The sequence below is a fragment of the Streptomyces sp. NPDC003035 genome (genome assembly GCF_042888285.1).
In the GTDB taxonomy this organism is placed as follows: domain Bacteria; phylum Actinomycetota; class Actinomycetes; order Streptomycetales; family Streptomycetaceae; genus Streptomyces.
In genome coordinates this window covers 590,693-606,845 of record NZ_JBIAPJ010000002.1, presented here as the reverse complement: position 1 = coordinate 606,845, position 16,153 = coordinate 590,693, and the positions used below count along the sequence as shown (strand labels likewise).

The following is a 16,153-nucleotide window of genomic DNA, read 5'->3' as shown; positions in this document are numbered from 1 at the left end:
GCGCAAGTCACACTTGACACGGTGTTTCGGGGCAGGGAATGGCGGGAAACAAGCGTGGTTCTGCCCTCTCGCGGGTAGGCGAGAGCGCGGCGGCCACCCGTCCCGGGAGACAACCTCGACCATGTTCTGTTCACCTGCACGCAGAACATGCGCTTCCGGTTCGACCCTACGTCAACCCCGCGCCGGAATGCTTCCCGGAAGAGTGACCTGGATCCGGCAGCCGCGTGACGATTCGGCCACTCCGATCTCCCCGCCGTGCAGATCGACCGCCCAGCGGGCGATCGCGAGACCGAGCCCCGTGCCGCCGTCACTGCCCGGGCCGGCCTGCGCCGGCACCTGGCCGCGGTTGAACCGCTCGAAGACCGTGTGACGCAGCGCCTCCGGGATGCCGGGGCCCTCGTCCTCGACCTCCAGCGCCAGCGAGTCCGGCCAGGGCCCGCGCCGGGCCCGTACGGTCACCCGGCCGTGCGGCGGCGAGTGCTTCACGGCGTTGTCGATGAGGTTCGCCATCACCTGGTGCAGCCGCTCCGCGTCCGCGTGCGCGGTCAGCTCGGGCGGGGACACATCGAGGTGCAGATGGACGTCCGTACGGTTGTGCAGCCCCGACGTGGACGACAGGCCGCGCTGGGACGCGGCCAGATTGGCCTCCCGGAGCACCCCCGAGAGATACGGCCAGACCTCGAAGCGTCGTGCCTTCAGCGTGACGACACCGTTGTCGAGACGTGACAGGTCGAGCAGCGTCTCCACCAGCCGGCCCAGCCGCTCGGACTGCTTCAGCGCCGTCCGCATCGTCTCGGGATCGGCCTCGGAGACCCCGTCCACCACGTTCTCCAGGACCGCGCGGAGCGCGGCGATGGGGGTACGCAGCTCGTGCGAGACGTTGGCGACCAGCTCCTTGCGGTGCCGGTCGACGGCCTCCAGATCGTCCGCCATGCGGTTGATCGTCGAGGCGAGGTCGCCGAGCTCGTCACGGCGGTCCGCGCCACGCACCCGCCGGCTGAAGTCGCCGCGCGAGATCGTCCCGGCCACGGTGGTCATCTCGTCCAGCGGCGCGGTCAGGGACTGCGCCACGAACTGGGTGATCAGGAGGGTCGCGATCATCGCGAAGATCGTGATGTAGCGGAACTCCGTGGATGTGCGGATCGCCACCAGGGCCAGCGCCGAGGTGAGCAGGACCGCCCCGACGACCAGCGCGCCCAGCTTGGTCTTGATCGAGATGAGGATCCGGCGCCTGCCGCGGCGCTCGGGGCGCGGCCCCCGTCGGCTCATGGCGCCGGGGTCTCCAGCGCGTAGCCGACGCCATGGACCGTACGGATCCGCTCCGCCCCGATCTTCCGGCGCAGCGCCTTGATGTGGCTGTCCACGGTCCGGGTGCCCGAGGCGTCCGCCCAGTCCCAGACCTCCGCCAGCAGCTGCTCGCGGGAGAGGACCGCACGCGGGGTGTTCGCCAGGCAGACCAGCAGGTCGAACTCGGTCGGCGTCAGGTGCACGTCCTCGGCCCTGACGCGGACCCGGCGCTGCGCGTGGTCGATCTCCAGCTCGCCGAGCCGCAGGATGCCGCTGCGCGGCGTCACGGCCGCCAGCGCGGCCCGCTCCACCCGGCGCAGCAGCACGTGCACCCGGGCGGCCAGCTCACGCATCGAGAACGGCTTGGTCATGTAGTCGTCGGCGCCGACGCCGAGACCGACCAGCATGTCGGTCTCGTCGTCCCGTGCCGTGAGCATCAGGACCGGGACCGGCCGCTGGGCCTGGACCCGGCGGCACACCTCCAGACCGTCGAACCCCGGCAGCATCACGTCGAGCACCATCAGGTCCGGCTGCCACGCCTCGGCCGCGTCGACCGCGGCGGGTCCGTCCGTCGCCGTCTGGACGAGAAACCCCTCAGCCCGCAGCCTCGCGGAGATCGCATCCACGATCGTCGTGTCGTCCTCGACGACCAGCACCCGCCGCTGCGCGCCCGGAGTGGGCGCCGCACCGTGGTGAGTGGTGTGTGTCTGCTCCATTGCCCCGCCTCGCATCGCTGGTGTCGGCCAGCAGCCTAGAGGCACCGGCCGCATCCCGGCTACGCAGGCCTGATGCCGAGGTGCACCACGTCCGGGACGCCCCGGGCAACCGGGATCTCTTCCGACCGTACCCCGCTGAATCCGGCATTCCGCAAGGACGATTCGAAATCGGCGGACGGTTGCGCGGACCACACGGCGAGGATCCCGCCGGGGTTCAGCCGGGCCGCGCAGGCCGCCAATCCCTCGGCGGAGTACAGGCTTTGGTTGCCCTCGGTCACGGTCCAGTCGGGTCCGTTGTCGATGTCGAGGCAGAGCGCGTCGTAGGTGTCGGTGGAGGTGTGGACGTACTCGATCAGGTCCGTGTGCAGGATCACGTTGCGCGGATCGGCCAGCGCCGTCCCGGAGATCGCGGCCAGCGGTCCTTCGCGATGCCAGTCGATGATCGCCTGCTCGCGCTCGACGACCGCGATCCGGCCCCAGCGGGGGTCGGCGGAGGCGTGGGCGAGGGAGAAACCGACGCCGAGGCCGCCGATCAGCAGGGAGGCGGCGACGCGTCCGCCGAGGGCGTCCATCGCCGCGTCGACCAGAAGCCGTTCGGAGCGACCGTCCGAGGTGTCCATCAGGAAGGTGCCGTTGGAGATGATTTCGAAGTGCTCGTCGCGTCGGCGCAGGACGACTTCGCCGTGGGGACCCTCGCGGCGGTCGAGCGTGACGGGGCTGGACATGTTCACTCACTCCCGGTCTCGGCAGACGGTCTGTCCCGGCCATCCTCGCCGGGCGGGGGTGGCCGGGACAAACGAGTACCCGGGGGACGGGGATGCGTGCGCGGTTCGCGTGCGGAGTTACGGGTTACGGGGTTACGGGATGGCGGGCGCGCCGACGGGGGCGGTTACGGGCGTGGTTGGGGCGGGGTTACGGGCGGGGCGCCTCGTGTCGCACGTAGCGCTCGATCTGCCGCAGCTCGCGGTGGCCGTCGACGGGCGTCCCGTACGTACGGTCCCAGGTGATCGGAGCGATCGTCACATGGCCCTTGTCGAGCAGCCAGGTGGAGTCGGCGTCCGCACGGGACTCCGCGCACTCGCCCTCGCCGCTGCCGTCGAACGGGCACAGGCCGAGCGCGATGTCGAAGGAATCGCTCGTGCCGCGCTGCTCGAAGGCGTGGTAGACCACCGCGCCGTCGCCGACCCGGGTCCACACCGGAGCCTTGGCCCGCTGCCCGGCGCTGACGTCCGGGTAGTCGACCTTGAGGGCGAACTTCGGGGTCAGCAGGCCCCGCTCGGCGAGCCCGGCGACGAGGCGGGCGCCGAATTCCGCGTGGGCGCGGTAGTTCGCCCGCGGGAAGGAGGCGTTGCTCGCGTCCCCGGAGGAGGAGAAGGCGAGGGCCGGCACGCCCTGGTCGATCGCGGCGACGGCCGCGCCGACCGTGCCGGAGTCGTTGACGCTCGCGGCGATGTTCGGGCCCGAGTTGATGCCGGTGAGCACGAGGTCCGGGGCGCCTTCCCAGCCCACCTTGGCCTTGAGACCGCCGCGCAGGGCGAGCTTGACCGTGTCGGCGGGGGTGGCGCTCGGGGCGTCCGCGGCGCACGTGCCGTCGGCGAGACACACGCCGAAGACGGCGCCCTTCGCCGGGGCGGTCGCGCAGTCGTTCTCGTAACCGGCGGGCAGCGCGGTGCGGCGCTGGGCGGTGACGACACCGCCGTTGGTGACGGCCGTGCCCTTGCCGGACTGGACCTGCCAGGGGGCCATGACCACGACGTCGGCGCCCGCGGCGCACATCGCGCGGCGCAGCTCGTACAGCCCGAGGCCGTCCGAGTTGTTCGCCTTCGCGGCCCGCATGGAGTCGTCGTTGGAGATCAGGACGCGGAGGCCGGCGAGCGGCTGCGCGGCGGGGCCGGTGGAGGCGGTGGGCTCGGCGGACGGCACGGCGTAGGCGGTGGCGCCCACGCCGGCGAGGACGGCGGCCGCCGCGGAGAGCGCGAGGAGTCTGCGCATGGGAGAGATCCCTTCAGGTGCATGACAGGAAGGTGAGACGGGGGGAAGGGCGATCCGGGGCCGGCCCCCTCTGGGGGTCCCCCCAGGGGGAAGCCCGAGGGGGAGGGCCCCGGATCGCGGCGCGGGGTCGTTCAGGTACCCCGCGGTCCATGGGTGCCGGGGCTGTCACGGCCCCGGCGTCGGGACGCGGCCCGGGTGGCGGGGCTCGGCGCCGGGGCGTCCGGGCGCGGTTCCCGGGATCGGGACGCGGCCCGGGTGTCGGGTGCGTCCCCCGGGATTCCGGACGCGGCCCGGGTGTCGGGTGCGTCCCCCGGGATTCCGGGCGCGGCCCGGGTGTCGGGTGCGTCCCCCGGGATTCCGGGCGCGGCCCGGGTGTGGGAGTGCGGCAGGGTGTCGCGGTGCCGCCCCGTGCGTCGGGGCGCGGCCTCGGTCCGGCCGGCCTTCGGTCTGGTCAGATCTTCAGGCCGTGGCCGTGCGCGAACACCGGGTTCTCGGTGTCGTTCGGGACGTCCGGGCGGGCCGCCGCCACCGCCGCCATCGAGCGCGGCAGTTCGAAGGGAAGCCTCCCCTCCGCCTTCGCCCGCCCGAAGGCCACGTCGAGCAGCGCCTCGTCGCTCGCGCCGTAGTCGGCGATCAGCGCCGCCGCGTGCTCGGCGATCTCCGGGAGGACGGCCGGCCGCTCCAGGTTGACGCAGACCACCGTCGGAACCGTCGCGAGGAGCGCGAGGATCCGCGTCAGTTCGGGCTCCGGGAAGGCGAGGGAGCCGGAGTGGAAGAAGGACTCGAAGCGGTTCGGCCGCTCCTCGTACGGGGTGCGCAGCCGCAGCACGGCGAGGTCCGCCTCGGCCGGCGTCGTCACCACGTCCCCGTACGCCGCCGCCACGGCCGCGTCGACGTTCTCGACGTACAGTTTCGGCCTGCCGCCCAGTGGCAGCGGTCCGTCGGTGAGGACCGTGAGCGAGCGGCGCTGGGCCGCGGCGCCCGCCGCCGTGAAGTCCGCGCGGCCGACCGTCTCGGCCGCCTCCTCCGGATCGACGTACCGACGGTCGTCGAAGAGCCCGAGGACGAACTTCTCGCGCAGCAACCGGCGTACGGAGTCGTCGACGCGGGCCTCGGGGATCCGGCCGGATTCGACCAGCTCCACGATCACCTCGGGGCACTGCTCGCCGCCGAACTGGTCCGAGCCCGCCTCCAGCGCCTTCGCCGCGCGCTCGGCGACGCTCAGGTGCTCCACGCCCCACGCCCGCGCCTCGTGCTTCTCGCCGAAGATCACCGCGTCCGTGAGGAGCCCCCAGTCGGTGCAGACGATTCCGGTGAAGCCCAGCTCCTCCCTCAGCAGACCGGTGATCACACCCCTGTTGAAGCCGAAGCCGACCTCCTCCCAGTCGGTGCCGACCGGCTGGCCGTAGTACGGCATCATCTGCGAGCAGCCGGCGGCGATGGCGGCCTTGAAGGGCTCCAGGTGGTGGTCGCGCATCCCGCCCGGGTAGATCTGCTCCTTGCCGTGCGGGAAGTGCGGGTCCTCGCCGTCCTTCTGCGGACCGCCGCCGGGGAAGTGCTTGACCATGGCCGCCACCGAATCGGGCCCGAGCTCCTCGCCCTGCAGGCCGCGTACGTACGCCCGGACGAGCTCGCCGGTCAGTTGGGCGTCCGAGCCGAAGGTGCCGGACTGGCGGGCCCAGCGCGGCTCGGTGGCCAGATCGATCTGTGGGTGGAGAGCCGTACGGAAGCCGACCGCGAGGTACTCGCGGCGCACGGTGTCGGCGAAGCGGAACACCAGCTCCGGGTCGCCGACGGCGGCGAGCCCCAGCGCCTCCGGCCAGGCGGAGAAGGCGCCGGCGTTGAAGGAGGCGCCGATGTTGTCGGTGAAGGCGTGGCGCGGGTCGGTGGAGAGCGAGACCGGGATGCCGAGCCGGGTGGCGGCGGCCATCTCCTGGACCGCGTTGTGCCACCGGGCCATCTCGCGGGCGCCGTAGGTGCCCAGCAGATTGAAGTGGGTGAGGTGGCGGCCCTCGATCAGCTCCGGGGTGGTGAGCGGCAGCATCGAGCCGTCCGTCTCGGTCACCGGGGTGCCGTCCGGGTTCATCATCAGCATGGAGTGGAAGAGCTGGCCGGCCTTCTCCTCCAGTGTCATCCGGGAGAGGAGGTCCTCGACGCGTTCGGCGACGGGACGGGTGGGGTCCTGGTACGGGTGCATGTCCGGGCTCCTGAGGACTACTTGACCGAGCGGATGAACTGGACGGCGACCGCGCCGAGGACGCAGGCCACACCGCCGAAGAGGAAGAGCGCGCTGTAGTTCCCGCCGCCCCCGATCGCGAGCAGGGCGGGCGCCGCGATCGGCACGAGCGACTGGGGCAGCGCGTTGCCGATGTTCAGGACGCCCATGTCCTTGGCGGACTCCTCCGGGTTGGGGAGCACGGCCGCGGCGAGGGCCACGTCCACGGAGAGGTACAGCCCCTCGCCGAAGCCGAAGACCACCAGGGCGAGGACGAACATCCCGAAGGAGTGCGCGGTGGCGATGAGCGCCAGGCCGGCGCCGATGACGACGGACGAGGCCAGGACGTACGGCTTGCGGCGGCCGGAGCCGTCGGAGAGGAAGCCGCCGAGCAGCGAGCCCGCGACGACGGCGACGACCATGGCGACCGTGCCGGTCAGGAGCTTGCCCGAGACCTCGTCCTGGCCGTAACCGAGGCGGTCCATCAGGAAGTACACCTGGTAGCTGGTCACGCAGGAGATGCCGACGAAGACCAGGAAGCGGCCGGCGAAGTTCCAGGCGAAGTCGGGGTGCCGGCGCGGGGAGACCCAGAAGCTGCGCAGGAACTCGCGGACGCTGTACGGGGCGAAGGTGCCGGCCGTGGCGGGGCGGTCCTTCATCACCGTGGAGAGGACGACCACGGACGCCAGGCCGATGACGGCGGGCACGAGGAAGGCCAGGGCGATCGAGGAGCGGAAGGCGTCGGCGAGGAACGAGCCGAGGACCAGCGCGATCGAGGTCATCATGCCGACGACGCCGGAGACCCGGGCCTGCTGGTGCGGCGGGACGAGGTCCGGGATGCAGGAGACCAGGGCGGCCATCGCGGCGTTGCAGCCGAGCTGGGCGACGGCCCAGCCGAGCATCAGGGCCGGCACGCCGCTGCCCGTGGCGACGATCGCGAGTCCGGCCAGACCGACGGTCATGCCGCCGATCAGCCACGGCCGGCGACGCCCGTACCTGCTGGTCGTACGGTCCGACAGGGCGCCGAAGACCGGGTTGCCGATCAGGGCGAGGATCGCGCCGAGGGAGAGCACCTTGCCGAGGGCGGCGCCCCGCTCGGCCTCCGGGACGATCTGGGCGACGCGCAGGGCGAGGGTGACCATCACCGGCGTGAGCACGGCGACCATCAGCCCCAGCTGGGCGAAGGCGAGGCCGAGAACCAGCGTGCCGGGGGCGTTCGCGGGGGGAGCGGGGGCCTCGGGCCGGTCGGGGGCGGTGACCTCGGCGGCGGCGCCGGTGGCGTCCGCCGGGTCGTGGGTGATGGCCATAGGGGGACTCCATCGATCACGGGCCGACAGCGACGCCGGCCTTGGCGCCCACAGGCTAGAGGTGAAAACCGAGTGACTGGTAGGTTTCCGGAATGTGTCCTGAGTCACATGACGTAAGGGTCATTTCGGGCACGGCTTAGGGTGGCTCCCATGCCGGAGAACAAGGGCCGTACGACCCGCACGAGCGCAGGCAGGGGCAGTTACGCGGTAGGGGACGCGCGCCGCCGGAAGATCCTGGACACCGCCGTCGACCACTTCGGGCAGTGGGGCTTCCACGCCTCCTCGCTCGCGCGGATCGCGAACGACTGCGGGATCACCCAGGGCGGCCTGCTGCACCACTTCCGCAGCAAGGAGGACCTCCTGCTGTCCGTCCTCGCACAGAGCGAGGAGCACGATGTGGAGCGGCTCTTCGCCCGGGAGGCGCAGTCGTACGCCGCCTTCCTGGAGGGCCTCGTCCGCCTCGTCGAGGACAACACCCGGCGCCCCGGCATCGTGAGGATGTTCAACGTCCTGGTCGGCGAGTCCGGCAACGTCGGCCATCCCGCGCACCAGTACTTCAAGGAGCGCTACGCGCGTGTGCTGCGCCACACCGTCGACCTGCTGGAGGCGGGGGTACGGGGAGGGGAGCTGCGGGCGGACATCGACTGCCTGGCCGTCGGACAGGAACAGCTGGCCGTGATGGACGGCCTGCAGGTCCAGTGGGCCCTGGACCCGGCGTCGATGGACATGCCGGCGCGTGTACGGGCCTTCCTGGACCGGCAGTTGAGGGACATCTCGACGACGGGCGAGGGGCTGCCGGGGGCGGGCTGAGGTCAGGCCGTCCATACGGGGGCGGGGGCGGGCGCGTGCCGTACGGGGCCTCGCGGTGCGGGTGCCGTCAGGTCCGTACGGGGCGGGCGGTCGGCGGAGTCAGGGGCTCGTCGGCGGCCCGCCGTCGGGCAGGGCCGCGAAGACGCGTTGCAGCGCCGCCGGGCGCTCGCCGTCCGTGGCGACGACGACCCGGTGGTCGTACGAGATCACGTACATGAACCCGTCCTGCACCGGCTTTCCGCTCGGTCGCGCGGGCACCTTTCCGTAGGCCGGGTCCTCAAGTGCCGCGCGGAGTTCGGCCAGTTCGGCCGGTGTCATGCGGCCGGTGCGCGGGGGCTTCGTGCCGGAGCGGGTCGTGTAGCTGCCGTCGTGGTGGACGATCAGCTGGTTGCGGACGCCGGCGAGACCGCCGTTGACGTTCACCTCCACGAGGACCTCGTGCGGCCGGGGATCCCCGTCGTTCTTCACGGTCCCGTCCGGGCCGGTCGGGACGGGCGGGAGGGGGGCGCCCCCGGTTCCGGTCGGCGTCGGCCTCGCGCTGCCGTCCTGGCCGCTGCCCTGGGTCGTGACCGGGGGCGGCGGCTCCCCCTGGCCGCCGCACCCGGCCACCGTCATCACCGGAATCAGCACCGCGGACGCGGCCCAGAGCCCCGCGTACCGCCTTCTGCGCACCATGCCCCTGATCGCCATGGATCCGAGCATGCCCCCCGCCGATCCGATTGGCCAGGGCTCCGTGCCCGTACCGCGAGGGACCGTCACGCGTCCCGGACGATCCCCGTCAGCGGGCCCTCGTGGCGCCAGCCCACGGAGTCGTACAGGGCCAGGCCGTCCGTCGTCGCCGCCAGGACTCCCGTCACCGCACCCGCCTGCGCGGCCGCCGCTTCGAGGGTGCGCATCACAGTGGCGCCGAGGCCGCGGCGGCGGTGGTCGGGGTGGGTCTCGATCTGGTCGGCGACCGCCGTCACTCCGGTCGGCGCCATCTGGCCCCGGGCGGCGAGTGTGCCGTCCGGGGCCACGATCCGGACCCGTATCACCCCGTTCCGGGTCTCGGTCGTCCTCGCGTACCCTTCCGGCGCCGGCGGCCGCGCGTCCCTGTCCAGCGTCTTGGTCATCATGAAGCCGGGATCGTCCGGAACGGTCCATCCCGGGGTGATCCACTCCGCGGCCTCCTCCGGCCCCGCCATCACCTTCAGCCAGGCGTGGGGCTCGGTGATCTCCGTGCAGAGCTTGCCCACGGACACCGCGTCCGGCGCCGGCAGCACGTGCCGGAAGACGTGCTTCGGCAGCCCGACGTCGATCCGGTAGCCCCAGGGTTCGACGACGGCGGGCGGGGTGCCTCGGGAGACGGTCCAGCCCGCCACCCACGCAGATGTAATAGCTCCAATGTCCATGCAGGCATTACATCTGTTGATGTCGATCAGCGCAATGGGGGTGGCGGGAGGCGGGAGCGCCCGGGACCCTGCGCGGCTCGAGACCAGGCGGGACTTCGCCGCCCTGCGCGCCGACTGAGCCCCCGGCCGGCGCGAAGTCGGCTACTTCCGACCCTTTATGGATAAAGCCGAGAGTTGAATCCTGCGTTTCCGGCAAAGGAATGGCATGAATGGCCGAAAGGCGTGCGGAGCCAAGGCGAAGAGTGTCTTGTGGAACTCTGATCATGGAGATAAGTTCGCTCCGCGCCGGACGGCCGGGGAGTCGGGTGCTGGCCGTGGCAACCCCATTTACAGGGCACCATTCATCAGGAACAGGAGATCCGCATGAACCTCAACCACGAGACCGCGCAGGACTACGACGTCGATGCTCTCCTTGCTCTCGCGGAAGCCGACGAGGCCCTTTCCGTCGAGGCCGTCACCCCGAACCGCGTGAACAGCAAGTACGCCCTTCTGCAGGAGCCCGGCAACAGCTGACCCGGTGGACCCGTGCTTCGGCCTGACCGGCTGAAGCACGTTCCGTCCGCGTTCTGATGGCCACGCCCGACTCCCCATCCAGCAACGGACCTTCACGAGGGCTCACATGCGGAAGCCTCGAATCCTGCTCGTCAACCCGCCCATCTGGAACGTCTACGCGCCTCACCTGGCGGTTCCCCTGCTCGCCGCCGTCATGCGCCGGCACGGCTGGCAGGTGTCATCGCTCGATCTGAGCATCGAGCAGACGGACTGGCTGCTCTCCTCCGACGGACTGCGAGAGCTGCTTCCGCAGGCCGAGCGCCGCCTGGGCGAGACGGCCCCCGACGAGCGGCGCGCGCACGAGGAGATCCTCGCCGTCTTCGGTGACACGGCGGCCCGCATCGACGAGGCGAGAGCCGCGCTCACGTCCCGGGACATTCTCACGGACCCGCTCGCATTCACCGATGCGGCCACGGTCGTCCGTAATGGGCTCGCCTGTGTTTCCGCTTCATTTCCCGGTTTGAATTTCGACCTCCGGGGTAACTTCTCCTGCTTCTCGCATCGGCGCTCCGATTCCGTCCTCGAAGCGGCCAGGTCGGCGGACCGCAATGTATACGGATGGGCTCTGGAACACCGCCCGATACCGGAACTGGAAGACTCCGACCTGGCGGTGGTGGGCATCTCGGTGTCCGCCGACACCCAGCTGATCGCGGCCCTCACCGTCGCCCGCCACGTCAAGCGCCGGCGCCCGGACGTCCATGTGGTCATGGGCGGCAACCTCACGACGCGCATGGTGAGCCGCTGGCAGGAGGAGCACCCCTTCTTCGCGTACGTGGACTCGTTCGTGTCCTACGAGGGGGAGGACGCGCTGCCCGCGCTCTGCGACCGGATCACCGGTGCCGACGACCGGGCCGTCCCGGGGCTGCTGGAACGCGACGGCCGCGGTGGGCTCCTGCGTACGCCCGCGGCCATGGTCGACGTCTCCGATCTGCCCACTCCGGACTTCGACGGCCTGCCGCTCGACCGGTACTTCGCGCCCGGCCCCGTCCTGCCGCTGCAGGCCTCGCGGAGCTGCGCCTGGGACTGCGCCTTCTGCTCGATCCCGTTCGCCAGCAACAAGTTCCGTATCCGGCGCGCCGACCAGGTCGTCCACGACATGGCCGCTCTCGCCGCCAGGTACGGCAGCGACACCTTCATGTTCGTCGACGAGATCATGACCCTCACGTCGCTGCGCGGGGTGTCACGGCAGCTGATCGAGGGTGGGCACGACCTCTCCTGGTACGGGGAGACCCGGTTCAGCAAGGGGCTCGACGACGAGCTGGCGAAGGCGCTGCGCGACTCCGGGTGCCGACGTCTCGACCTCGGCCTCGAGTCGTACAACCAGCGTGTCCTGGACCTGATGCGCAAGGGCACCAAGGTCGCCGACATCGAGCCGTCGCTCCAGGCCCTCCTGGGGAACAAGGTGCCCGTCCACCTCTTCTGCATGACCGGGTTTCCCGGCGAGACGGAGGAGGAGGCCGTACGGACCCAGGAGTTCGCGGCGGAGGCACTGCGTCGCTCCACGGAGGAGTTCGGCGTGCCGTACTCCACGGCCGCCAACGGGCCGTTCATCCTCGACGTGCTCTCGCCGGTCGGTGAGCGCCCCGATCTGTTCGGCGTCGAGCTGATTCCCCCCGGCGAGGGCGAGGACCTGGCGTTCGACCTCGACTACACCGTCACCGAGGGCCTCACCCAGGAAGACGCGGTCCGCCTCACCTCCGGCGGACCCGGTGCGGTCGCGGGAGCCGCGTTCCACCACGGCACCTGGATCGGGGACGCCGAGGAGTGGTCGTTCCTGTGGGCGAAGGCCGAGGCGGAGCTGCCGGCCCGGCGGGTGACCCCAGCCGTCGCCCCGCGCCCCGACGTGGGCGCCGCGACCAGGGTGCGGCTCGCGGACGGTGTGCGTGCCAGGACGTCGGCCACCGGGCGCGGCATCCTGCTGCACGTACCGTCGGCCGATGCCCTGCTGTCGGTGCCGCGGGAGTGGCATCCGCTGCTCGACGGGCGGTTCCACGCGGTGGCCGACCTCTGGGAGAACGTCGCCGAGCCCGGACCGGCCGCATCCGTGGTGGCACGGCTCGCCGCCCACGGAGCCGTGACCTTCGAACCGGCCGAGGGCTCCGACGGTGCACACACACTCTGGTACGCCGCTCAGCCCCACGAGGTCACGGACAGCCGGGCCGACGGCAGCTGCCTGCTCGCCTCGCCCGAGACGGGGAACCGGGTCAGGGTCTCCGCCGCCGGCCGACTCCTCTGGCTGCTCGCGGCCGACGGTGTGACGGCCTTCGACCTGGCGGCCCGGTCCCGGCTGCCGGAACACCAGCTGCGCGCGCTGCTGGAGAATCTGACCAGGCATCATGTGATCGCGGTGGCCTCCCTCGACGCCGAGCTTCTCGGGCAACCCCTGCTCAGCGGGGCGGCGCGGCAGGTCCACTGACGGTCACCCGGCCGCCCACGCCCCAGTCCCCTCTTCCCGCCTCGCCCCCGCCCGGGCTCCCCGAGTTCACCGCCGAACCGCCGCACGTCGCGGCCCGAGTACAGGAGTCCCCCACCGTGCCCCACCCGGCCTCCGTGACAGGCGCCGAAAAGGACCGCTTCTGGAAGGAGTTCGCCTCCCGACACTGGGAGCGGCGGCCGCTCTCCCTTCCCGCGGCCCCCGTTCAGCTGGACATCGCTGACGAGGAGCTGATGCGAGCCCTGGTCCTGGCGGCCGACAAGAGCAACCGCCCCAAGGGATCAGGGCTGCCGAGGGTCGTGGTGACCGTGGACGGCCGGACCCAGCCGATCGACACGCGGCCCTTCCTGCCCCTGCCCGAGGACCGGTCCCTGGACGAGTACACCGCCCGGGTCGACGAGCGGATGCGCGCGCACGAATGGAGCGTCGCCGTCTCCGGCCTCCACGCGGTCGACGCGCCGCTGTGGGACCGGGCCAAGCGGCTGTCCGACGACGTCTACCGGTACACGGGCACACGGGTCGCCGGGCGCGTGGACATCGACACCTTCATCGGCCGGTACACCTCCACCAACGTCGGCGTACACGTCGACCACGCGGGGAACTTCGGCTTCACCCTGCGCGGTCGCAAGGTCCTCCTCACCTGGCCGCCGGAGCGCACCGACCAGGTCCCGCAGCACACCGCCGACTACGCCTCGGCCCGCGACCTGGCCGATGTGCTGGTCGGCGAGCCCGGCGCCCTGACCTACTTCCCCTCCGAACAGCTGCACGTGGGCGAGTCACCCGACGCCGTGGCCGTCAACGTCAACATCGCCTTCTTCACCAGGAGTGATCCGGCCGGCCTCGTCCTCGACGCCCTCGGCGGACTGCTCGCACGGGCGCGCGCCGACGAGGCCGAACCCGGGGCGCACGTCACGGACGGCATTCCGGCCGCGGCGGCGGCCACGCTCACGGCCCTGGGGGAACTGACCGCGGGCGAGGTCGAGGACGCCGTCTGGGAGCGCCACATGCGTGCGGTGACCTCCGGCGGACTGGGCGTGGGCCGACCGGCCGGTTCACCCGTTCCCGTACCGCGCGACGCCCGGGTCCGGACCCACGAGGACATCGTGGTGCGGCAGCGGCTCCTCGCGGACGGCCGCCGCGCCGTGGCCACGCAGGGGCACACCATGAAGGTCGCCGACCATCCGCAGGTCGAGGCGGCCGTGGCCGCCCTGGCCGCCGGAGACACCCTCGACCTGGCGGACTGGGAGCGCCGGGCGGACGGCGCGGCCGTCCCCCTGCTCCACGCCGTCCTGTTGAGGATGTCGACCTGGCGGGCCCTCGACATCGAGGCCGCCGTGGCCGCCCCCGCAGAGCGGACGGAGCCGCTTCAGTGACATCCCTGCGACAGGGCAGGGCGGCGACACTCCTGGTGATCGCCGCCCTGTTGGTCAGTACGGTGGGTGACGAGGTCGCCATGGTGGCGCTCGCCCTGCGCGGTGCGGACCGCACCGGCCTGACCTCGGTGGTGTCTGCCCAGATGCTCGCGGGCCTCGTGCCCGGCATCGCGCTCGGCGGCCCCATCGGACGGATCGTCGACCGCTTCCGTGCGGACGCGGTCCTGGGCGTGACCCTGGCCCTGGAGTGCCTGATCGCGGCGGCCGCCGCCGCGGTCGCGGACGGCGCGGTGCTGCTCATCGCCACGATGCTGCTGCTGGGCGCCCTGGGAGCCGTCGCCCAGACCTGCGTGATGGCGCTCGTGCCCCGGCTGTTCCCGGCCTCCGACGCCCAACTGCGCGTGAACGGCCTCATGGAGTCGGTGCGGAACGTCGGCTACATCGTCGGCCCGCTGCTGGTGGGCGTACTGACCTCGCACGGCGGTACGGGGCTGGCCCTGGCCGTCGACGCGGGCACCTTCGCCTTCGCCCTCCTGGCCGTGCCGGTGATCAGCCGCTGGCTGGTCATGGCGGCCCGGGAACGCGCGCGGACGGCGGATACGGGCGGTGCGGATACGGGCGGTGCGGATACGGGCGGTGCGGATACGGGCGGAGCCGAGACGGACGGAGCCGAGACGGGCGCGCCACCGGCCGCGGCGAAGACCGAAGGGGGCCTGAGGGTCGGCCTGGCCCTGCTCTGGGCGGGGGCACAGCGCCGGACGACGCTCGCCACGATCGTGGTCACCGTCGCGGCGACCTCGGTCGCCAACGTACTGCTGCCCTTCTTCGCGGACGAGGTCCCCGGTGGCATGGCCGTCTACGGCGTGCTGCTGGCCACCTGGAGCGTGGGCCTGGTGCTCGGGCCGTTCGCCCTGCGAGGTCGGCTCGGCCGCCGGCCCACCGGCGTCGTCGCCGTCGGAGCCGCGACGATCATCGGCCTCAGCTATCTGGTGACCGGCGCCTACCCCCTCGTTCCGCTGATGCTGGCCGCCTTCCTGTGCGGCGGCATGGCCAACGCCGTGCAGAACGTGGCGCTCCGCACCTACGTCATGGCCGACTGCCCCCCGGATGTCCGGGGCCGTGTCGGCGCCGCGTACGGAGCGACGCTGCAGAGCTCGGTGGCCGTCGGCTTCGCCCTGGCGGGGCTCGTCCCCGCCGACTGGTCCCGCTGGGCCATCTTCGCCGGCGGCGGAGTCGCCTTCCTGGCCGGCTCGGTCGGCTGGATCCGTACGCGTGCCATGGAACCGTCCCCGAAGCCGGCCGAGGACGTGTCCGTGACCGCCGGGACGGCATCGGAAGGAGGCGCACCATGAGCAGCCGACAGACGGAACTCGATCCGGTCATCCCCCGGTTCTGCGCCCAGACAGGGGCCTCCCTGCCGCTCGCCTGGGAACTCGCCTGGTCGGAGCAGTCCGACGAGGCCGCGGTCAGACTGACACCACCGCCGGGTCCCCGGGCGGTCGACCGCGCCACCTGGCCCCGCCGGCTGTCTCCCGGCACCGGGCTCCGCCTGCCCTCCGGGGTACGGCTCCAGCACACGCCCGTCCCCTTCCTGGACGACGGAGGACCTGTCGCGGTGCTGTTCGGGACGGATCCGCCGGCCTTCGCCGAGGTGCCCGAGCCGGTCGGTGAACTCCTGTCGCGCGGCGCCTCGGTGGCCGACGTCCGCAGGGCGTGGGGGCAGGAAGAGGGAGCCGTCGACCACATGCTGGTCGGCCTGATGCGATGCGGCCTGCTGAGCGGAGACCCGTCCCCCGTGGCCGGGCAGCAGCCGGAGGGCGCGCGGATGCTGGTCCAGGAGGCATGGGTGCGGGCGGTGGAACGGGAATCCGGTGTCCACGTCCTCGCCCACACCGCGACGGGCAACTTCCTCAAGGTCGGCGCGGCCGCTCTCCGGCTCTGGCAGTGGGCGGGGCACGAGGACGGCATCGCCTTCGACCGGCTGCCGGCGAAGCTCCACGAGGTCGCGGACCGGCTGCTGTCCGCCGGCATGCTCCGGGCTGTCCGCGCCTGATACGGAACGGCGCGACCCACCGG

General features: G+C 72.2%; 14 protein-coding genes. 6 read left to right on the top strand and 8 right to left on the bottom strand.

Features of this window, described 5'->3' with window-relative positions:
- Positions 1-171 precede the first annotated feature (171 nt).
- The 6 genes from ACFYV5_RS08885 to ACFYV5_RS08860 form a co-directional block, all read right to left on the bottom strand.
- On the bottom strand, positions 172-1,269 hold the full coding sequence (locus ACFYV5_RS08885) for a HAMP domain-containing sensor histidine kinase (RefSeq protein ID WP_355108126.1): 1,098 nt from the start codon (positions 1,267-1,269) through the stop codon (positions 172-174).
- Positions 1,266-2,003, bottom strand: coding sequence for a response regulator transcription factor (locus ACFYV5_RS08880; RefSeq protein ID WP_137993380.1), 738 nt, complete (start codon positions 2,001-2,003; stop codon positions 1,266-1,268). Before ACFYV5_RS08880 ends, ACFYV5_RS08885 begins: the two co-directional genes overlap by 4 nt.
- Positions 2,004-2,062: 59 nt before the next feature.
- Positions 2,063-2,728: a spermidine synthase gene (locus tag ACFYV5_RS08875; protein ID WP_355108124.1), complete on the bottom strand. Its 666-nt coding sequence runs from the start codon at positions 2,726-2,728 to the stop codon at positions 2,063-2,065.
- Positions 2,729-2,915: 187 nt separating this feature from the next.
- Positions 2,916-3,995, bottom strand: a complete 1,080-nt coding sequence (gene surE, locus ACFYV5_RS08870; RefSeq protein WP_389166047.1) for a 5'/3'-nucleotidase SurE — start codon at positions 3,993-3,995, stop codon at positions 2,916-2,918.
- Between the two features lie 451 nt (positions 3,996-4,446).
- Entirely contained in the window at positions 4,447-6,192 is a 1,746-nt protein-coding gene (locus ACFYV5_RS08865; protein ID WP_355108120.1) for a glycoside hydrolase family 3 N-terminal domain-containing protein, read from the bottom strand.
- Between the two features lie 17 nt (positions 6,193-6,209).
- Positions 6,210-7,517, bottom strand: coding sequence for an MFS transporter (locus ACFYV5_RS08860; RefSeq protein ID WP_389166042.1), 1,308 nt, complete (start codon positions 7,515-7,517; stop codon positions 6,210-6,212).
- A 150-nt stretch (positions 7,518-7,667) separates the two neighbouring features.
- On the opposite strand from ACFYV5_RS08860, the gene ACFYV5_RS08855 reads away from it, so the two are divergent.
- Positions 7,668-8,327 (top strand): TetR/AcrR family transcriptional regulator, encoded by a 660-nt coding sequence (locus tag ACFYV5_RS08855; protein WP_389166039.1) that lies wholly within the window; start codon positions 7,668-7,670, stop codon positions 8,325-8,327.
- A 99-nt stretch (positions 8,328-8,426) separates the two neighbouring features.
- Here ACFYV5_RS08855 and ACFYV5_RS08850 read toward each other — a convergent pair whose 3' ends face one another.
- Together ACFYV5_RS08850 and ACFYV5_RS08845 are read right to left on the bottom strand one after the other, a co-directional pair.
- Positions 8,427-9,017 carry a hypothetical protein gene (locus tag ACFYV5_RS08850; RefSeq protein WP_389166036.1) on the bottom strand — a complete coding sequence of 197 codons (591 nt, stop codon included), beginning with the start codon at positions 9,015-9,017 and terminating at the stop codon, positions 8,427-8,429.
- Positions 9,018-9,082: 65 nt separating this feature from the next.
- The gene (locus ACFYV5_RS08845) at positions 9,083-9,718 is read right to left on the bottom strand and encodes a GNAT family N-acetyltransferase (protein ID WP_389166033.1); all 636 of its coding nucleotides are present in this window, start codon (positions 9,716-9,718) and stop codon (positions 9,083-9,085) included.
- Between the two features lie 363 nt (positions 9,719-10,081).
- Here ACFYV5_RS08845 and ACFYV5_RS08840 point away from each other — a divergent pair, with 363 nt between their 5' ends.
- From ACFYV5_RS08840 to ACFYV5_RS08820, 5 genes are all read left to right on the top strand, one after another.
- Positions 10,082-10,231 carry a hypothetical protein gene (locus ACFYV5_RS08840; protein ID WP_389166031.1) on the top strand — a complete coding sequence of 50 codons (150 nt, stop codon included), beginning with the start codon at positions 10,082-10,084 and terminating at the stop codon, positions 10,229-10,231.
- Positions 10,232-10,337: 106 nt separating this feature from the next.
- Complete coding sequence (locus tag ACFYV5_RS08835; protein WP_389166028.1) at positions 10,338-12,686, top strand: B12-binding domain-containing radical SAM protein; 2,349 nt, start codon at positions 10,338-10,340, stop codon at positions 12,684-12,686.
- Positions 12,687-12,820: 134 nt separating this feature from the next.
- Entirely contained in the window at positions 12,821-14,077 is a 1,257-nt protein-coding gene (locus ACFYV5_RS08830; protein ID WP_389166024.1) for a hypothetical protein, read from the top strand.
- Positions 14,074-15,429 (top strand): MFS transporter, encoded by a 1,356-nt coding sequence (locus ACFYV5_RS08825; protein WP_389166021.1) that lies wholly within the window; start codon positions 14,074-14,076, stop codon positions 15,427-15,429. The genes ACFYV5_RS08830 and ACFYV5_RS08825 overlap by 4 nt, the downstream gene beginning before the upstream one ends.
- The gene (locus ACFYV5_RS08820; RefSeq protein WP_389166018.1) at positions 15,426-16,130 is read left to right on the top strand and encodes a hypothetical protein; all 705 of its coding nucleotides are present in this window, start codon (positions 15,426-15,428) and stop codon (positions 16,128-16,130) included. Before ACFYV5_RS08825 ends, ACFYV5_RS08820 begins: the two co-directional genes overlap by 4 nt.
- Positions 16,131-16,153 lie beyond the last annotated feature (23 nt).

Coding starts and splice junctions, on each gene's coding strand:
- ACFYV5_RS08875 (WP_355108124.1), bottom strand. CDS start 2,728: ATGTCCAGCCCCGTCACGCTCGACCGCCGCGAGGGTCCCCACGGCGAA.
- ACFYV5_RS08865 (WP_355108120.1), bottom strand. CDS start 6,192: ATGCACCCGTACCAGGACCCCACCCGTCCCGTCGCCGAACGCGTCGAG.
- surE (WP_389166047.1), bottom strand. CDS start 3,995: ATGCGCAGACTCCTCGCGCTCTCCGCGGCGGCCGCCGTCCTCGCCGGC.
- ACFYV5_RS08880 (WP_137993380.1), bottom strand. CDS start 2,003: ATGGAGCAGACACACACCACTCACCACGGTGCGGCGCCCACTCCGGGC.
- ACFYV5_RS08850 (WP_389166036.1), bottom strand. CDS start 9,017: ATGGCGATCAGGGGCATGGTGCGCAGAAGGCGGTACGCGGGGCTCTGG.
- ACFYV5_RS08840 (WP_389166031.1), top strand. CDS start 10,082: ATGAACCTCAACCACGAGACCGCGCAGGACTACGACGTCGATGCTCTC.
- ACFYV5_RS08835 (WP_389166028.1), top strand. CDS start 10,338: ATGCGGAAGCCTCGAATCCTGCTCGTCAACCCGCCCATCTGGAACGTC.
- ACFYV5_RS08860 (WP_389166042.1), bottom strand. CDS start 7,517: ATGGCCATCACCCACGACCCGGCGGACGCCACCGGCGCCGCCGCCGAG.
- ACFYV5_RS08845 (WP_389166033.1), bottom strand. CDS start 9,718: ATGGACATTGGAGCTATTACATCTGCGTGGGTGGCGGGCTGGACCGTC.
- ACFYV5_RS08885 (WP_355108126.1), bottom strand. CDS start 1,269: ATGAGCCGACGGGGGCCGCGCCCCGAGCGCCGCGGCAGGCGCCGGATC.
- ACFYV5_RS08855 (WP_389166039.1), top strand. CDS start 7,668: ATGCCGGAGAACAAGGGCCGTACGACCCGCACGAGCGCAGGCAGGGGC.
- ACFYV5_RS08820 (WP_389166018.1), top strand. CDS start 15,426: ATGAGCAGCCGACAGACGGAACTCGATCCGGTCATCCCCCGGTTCTGC.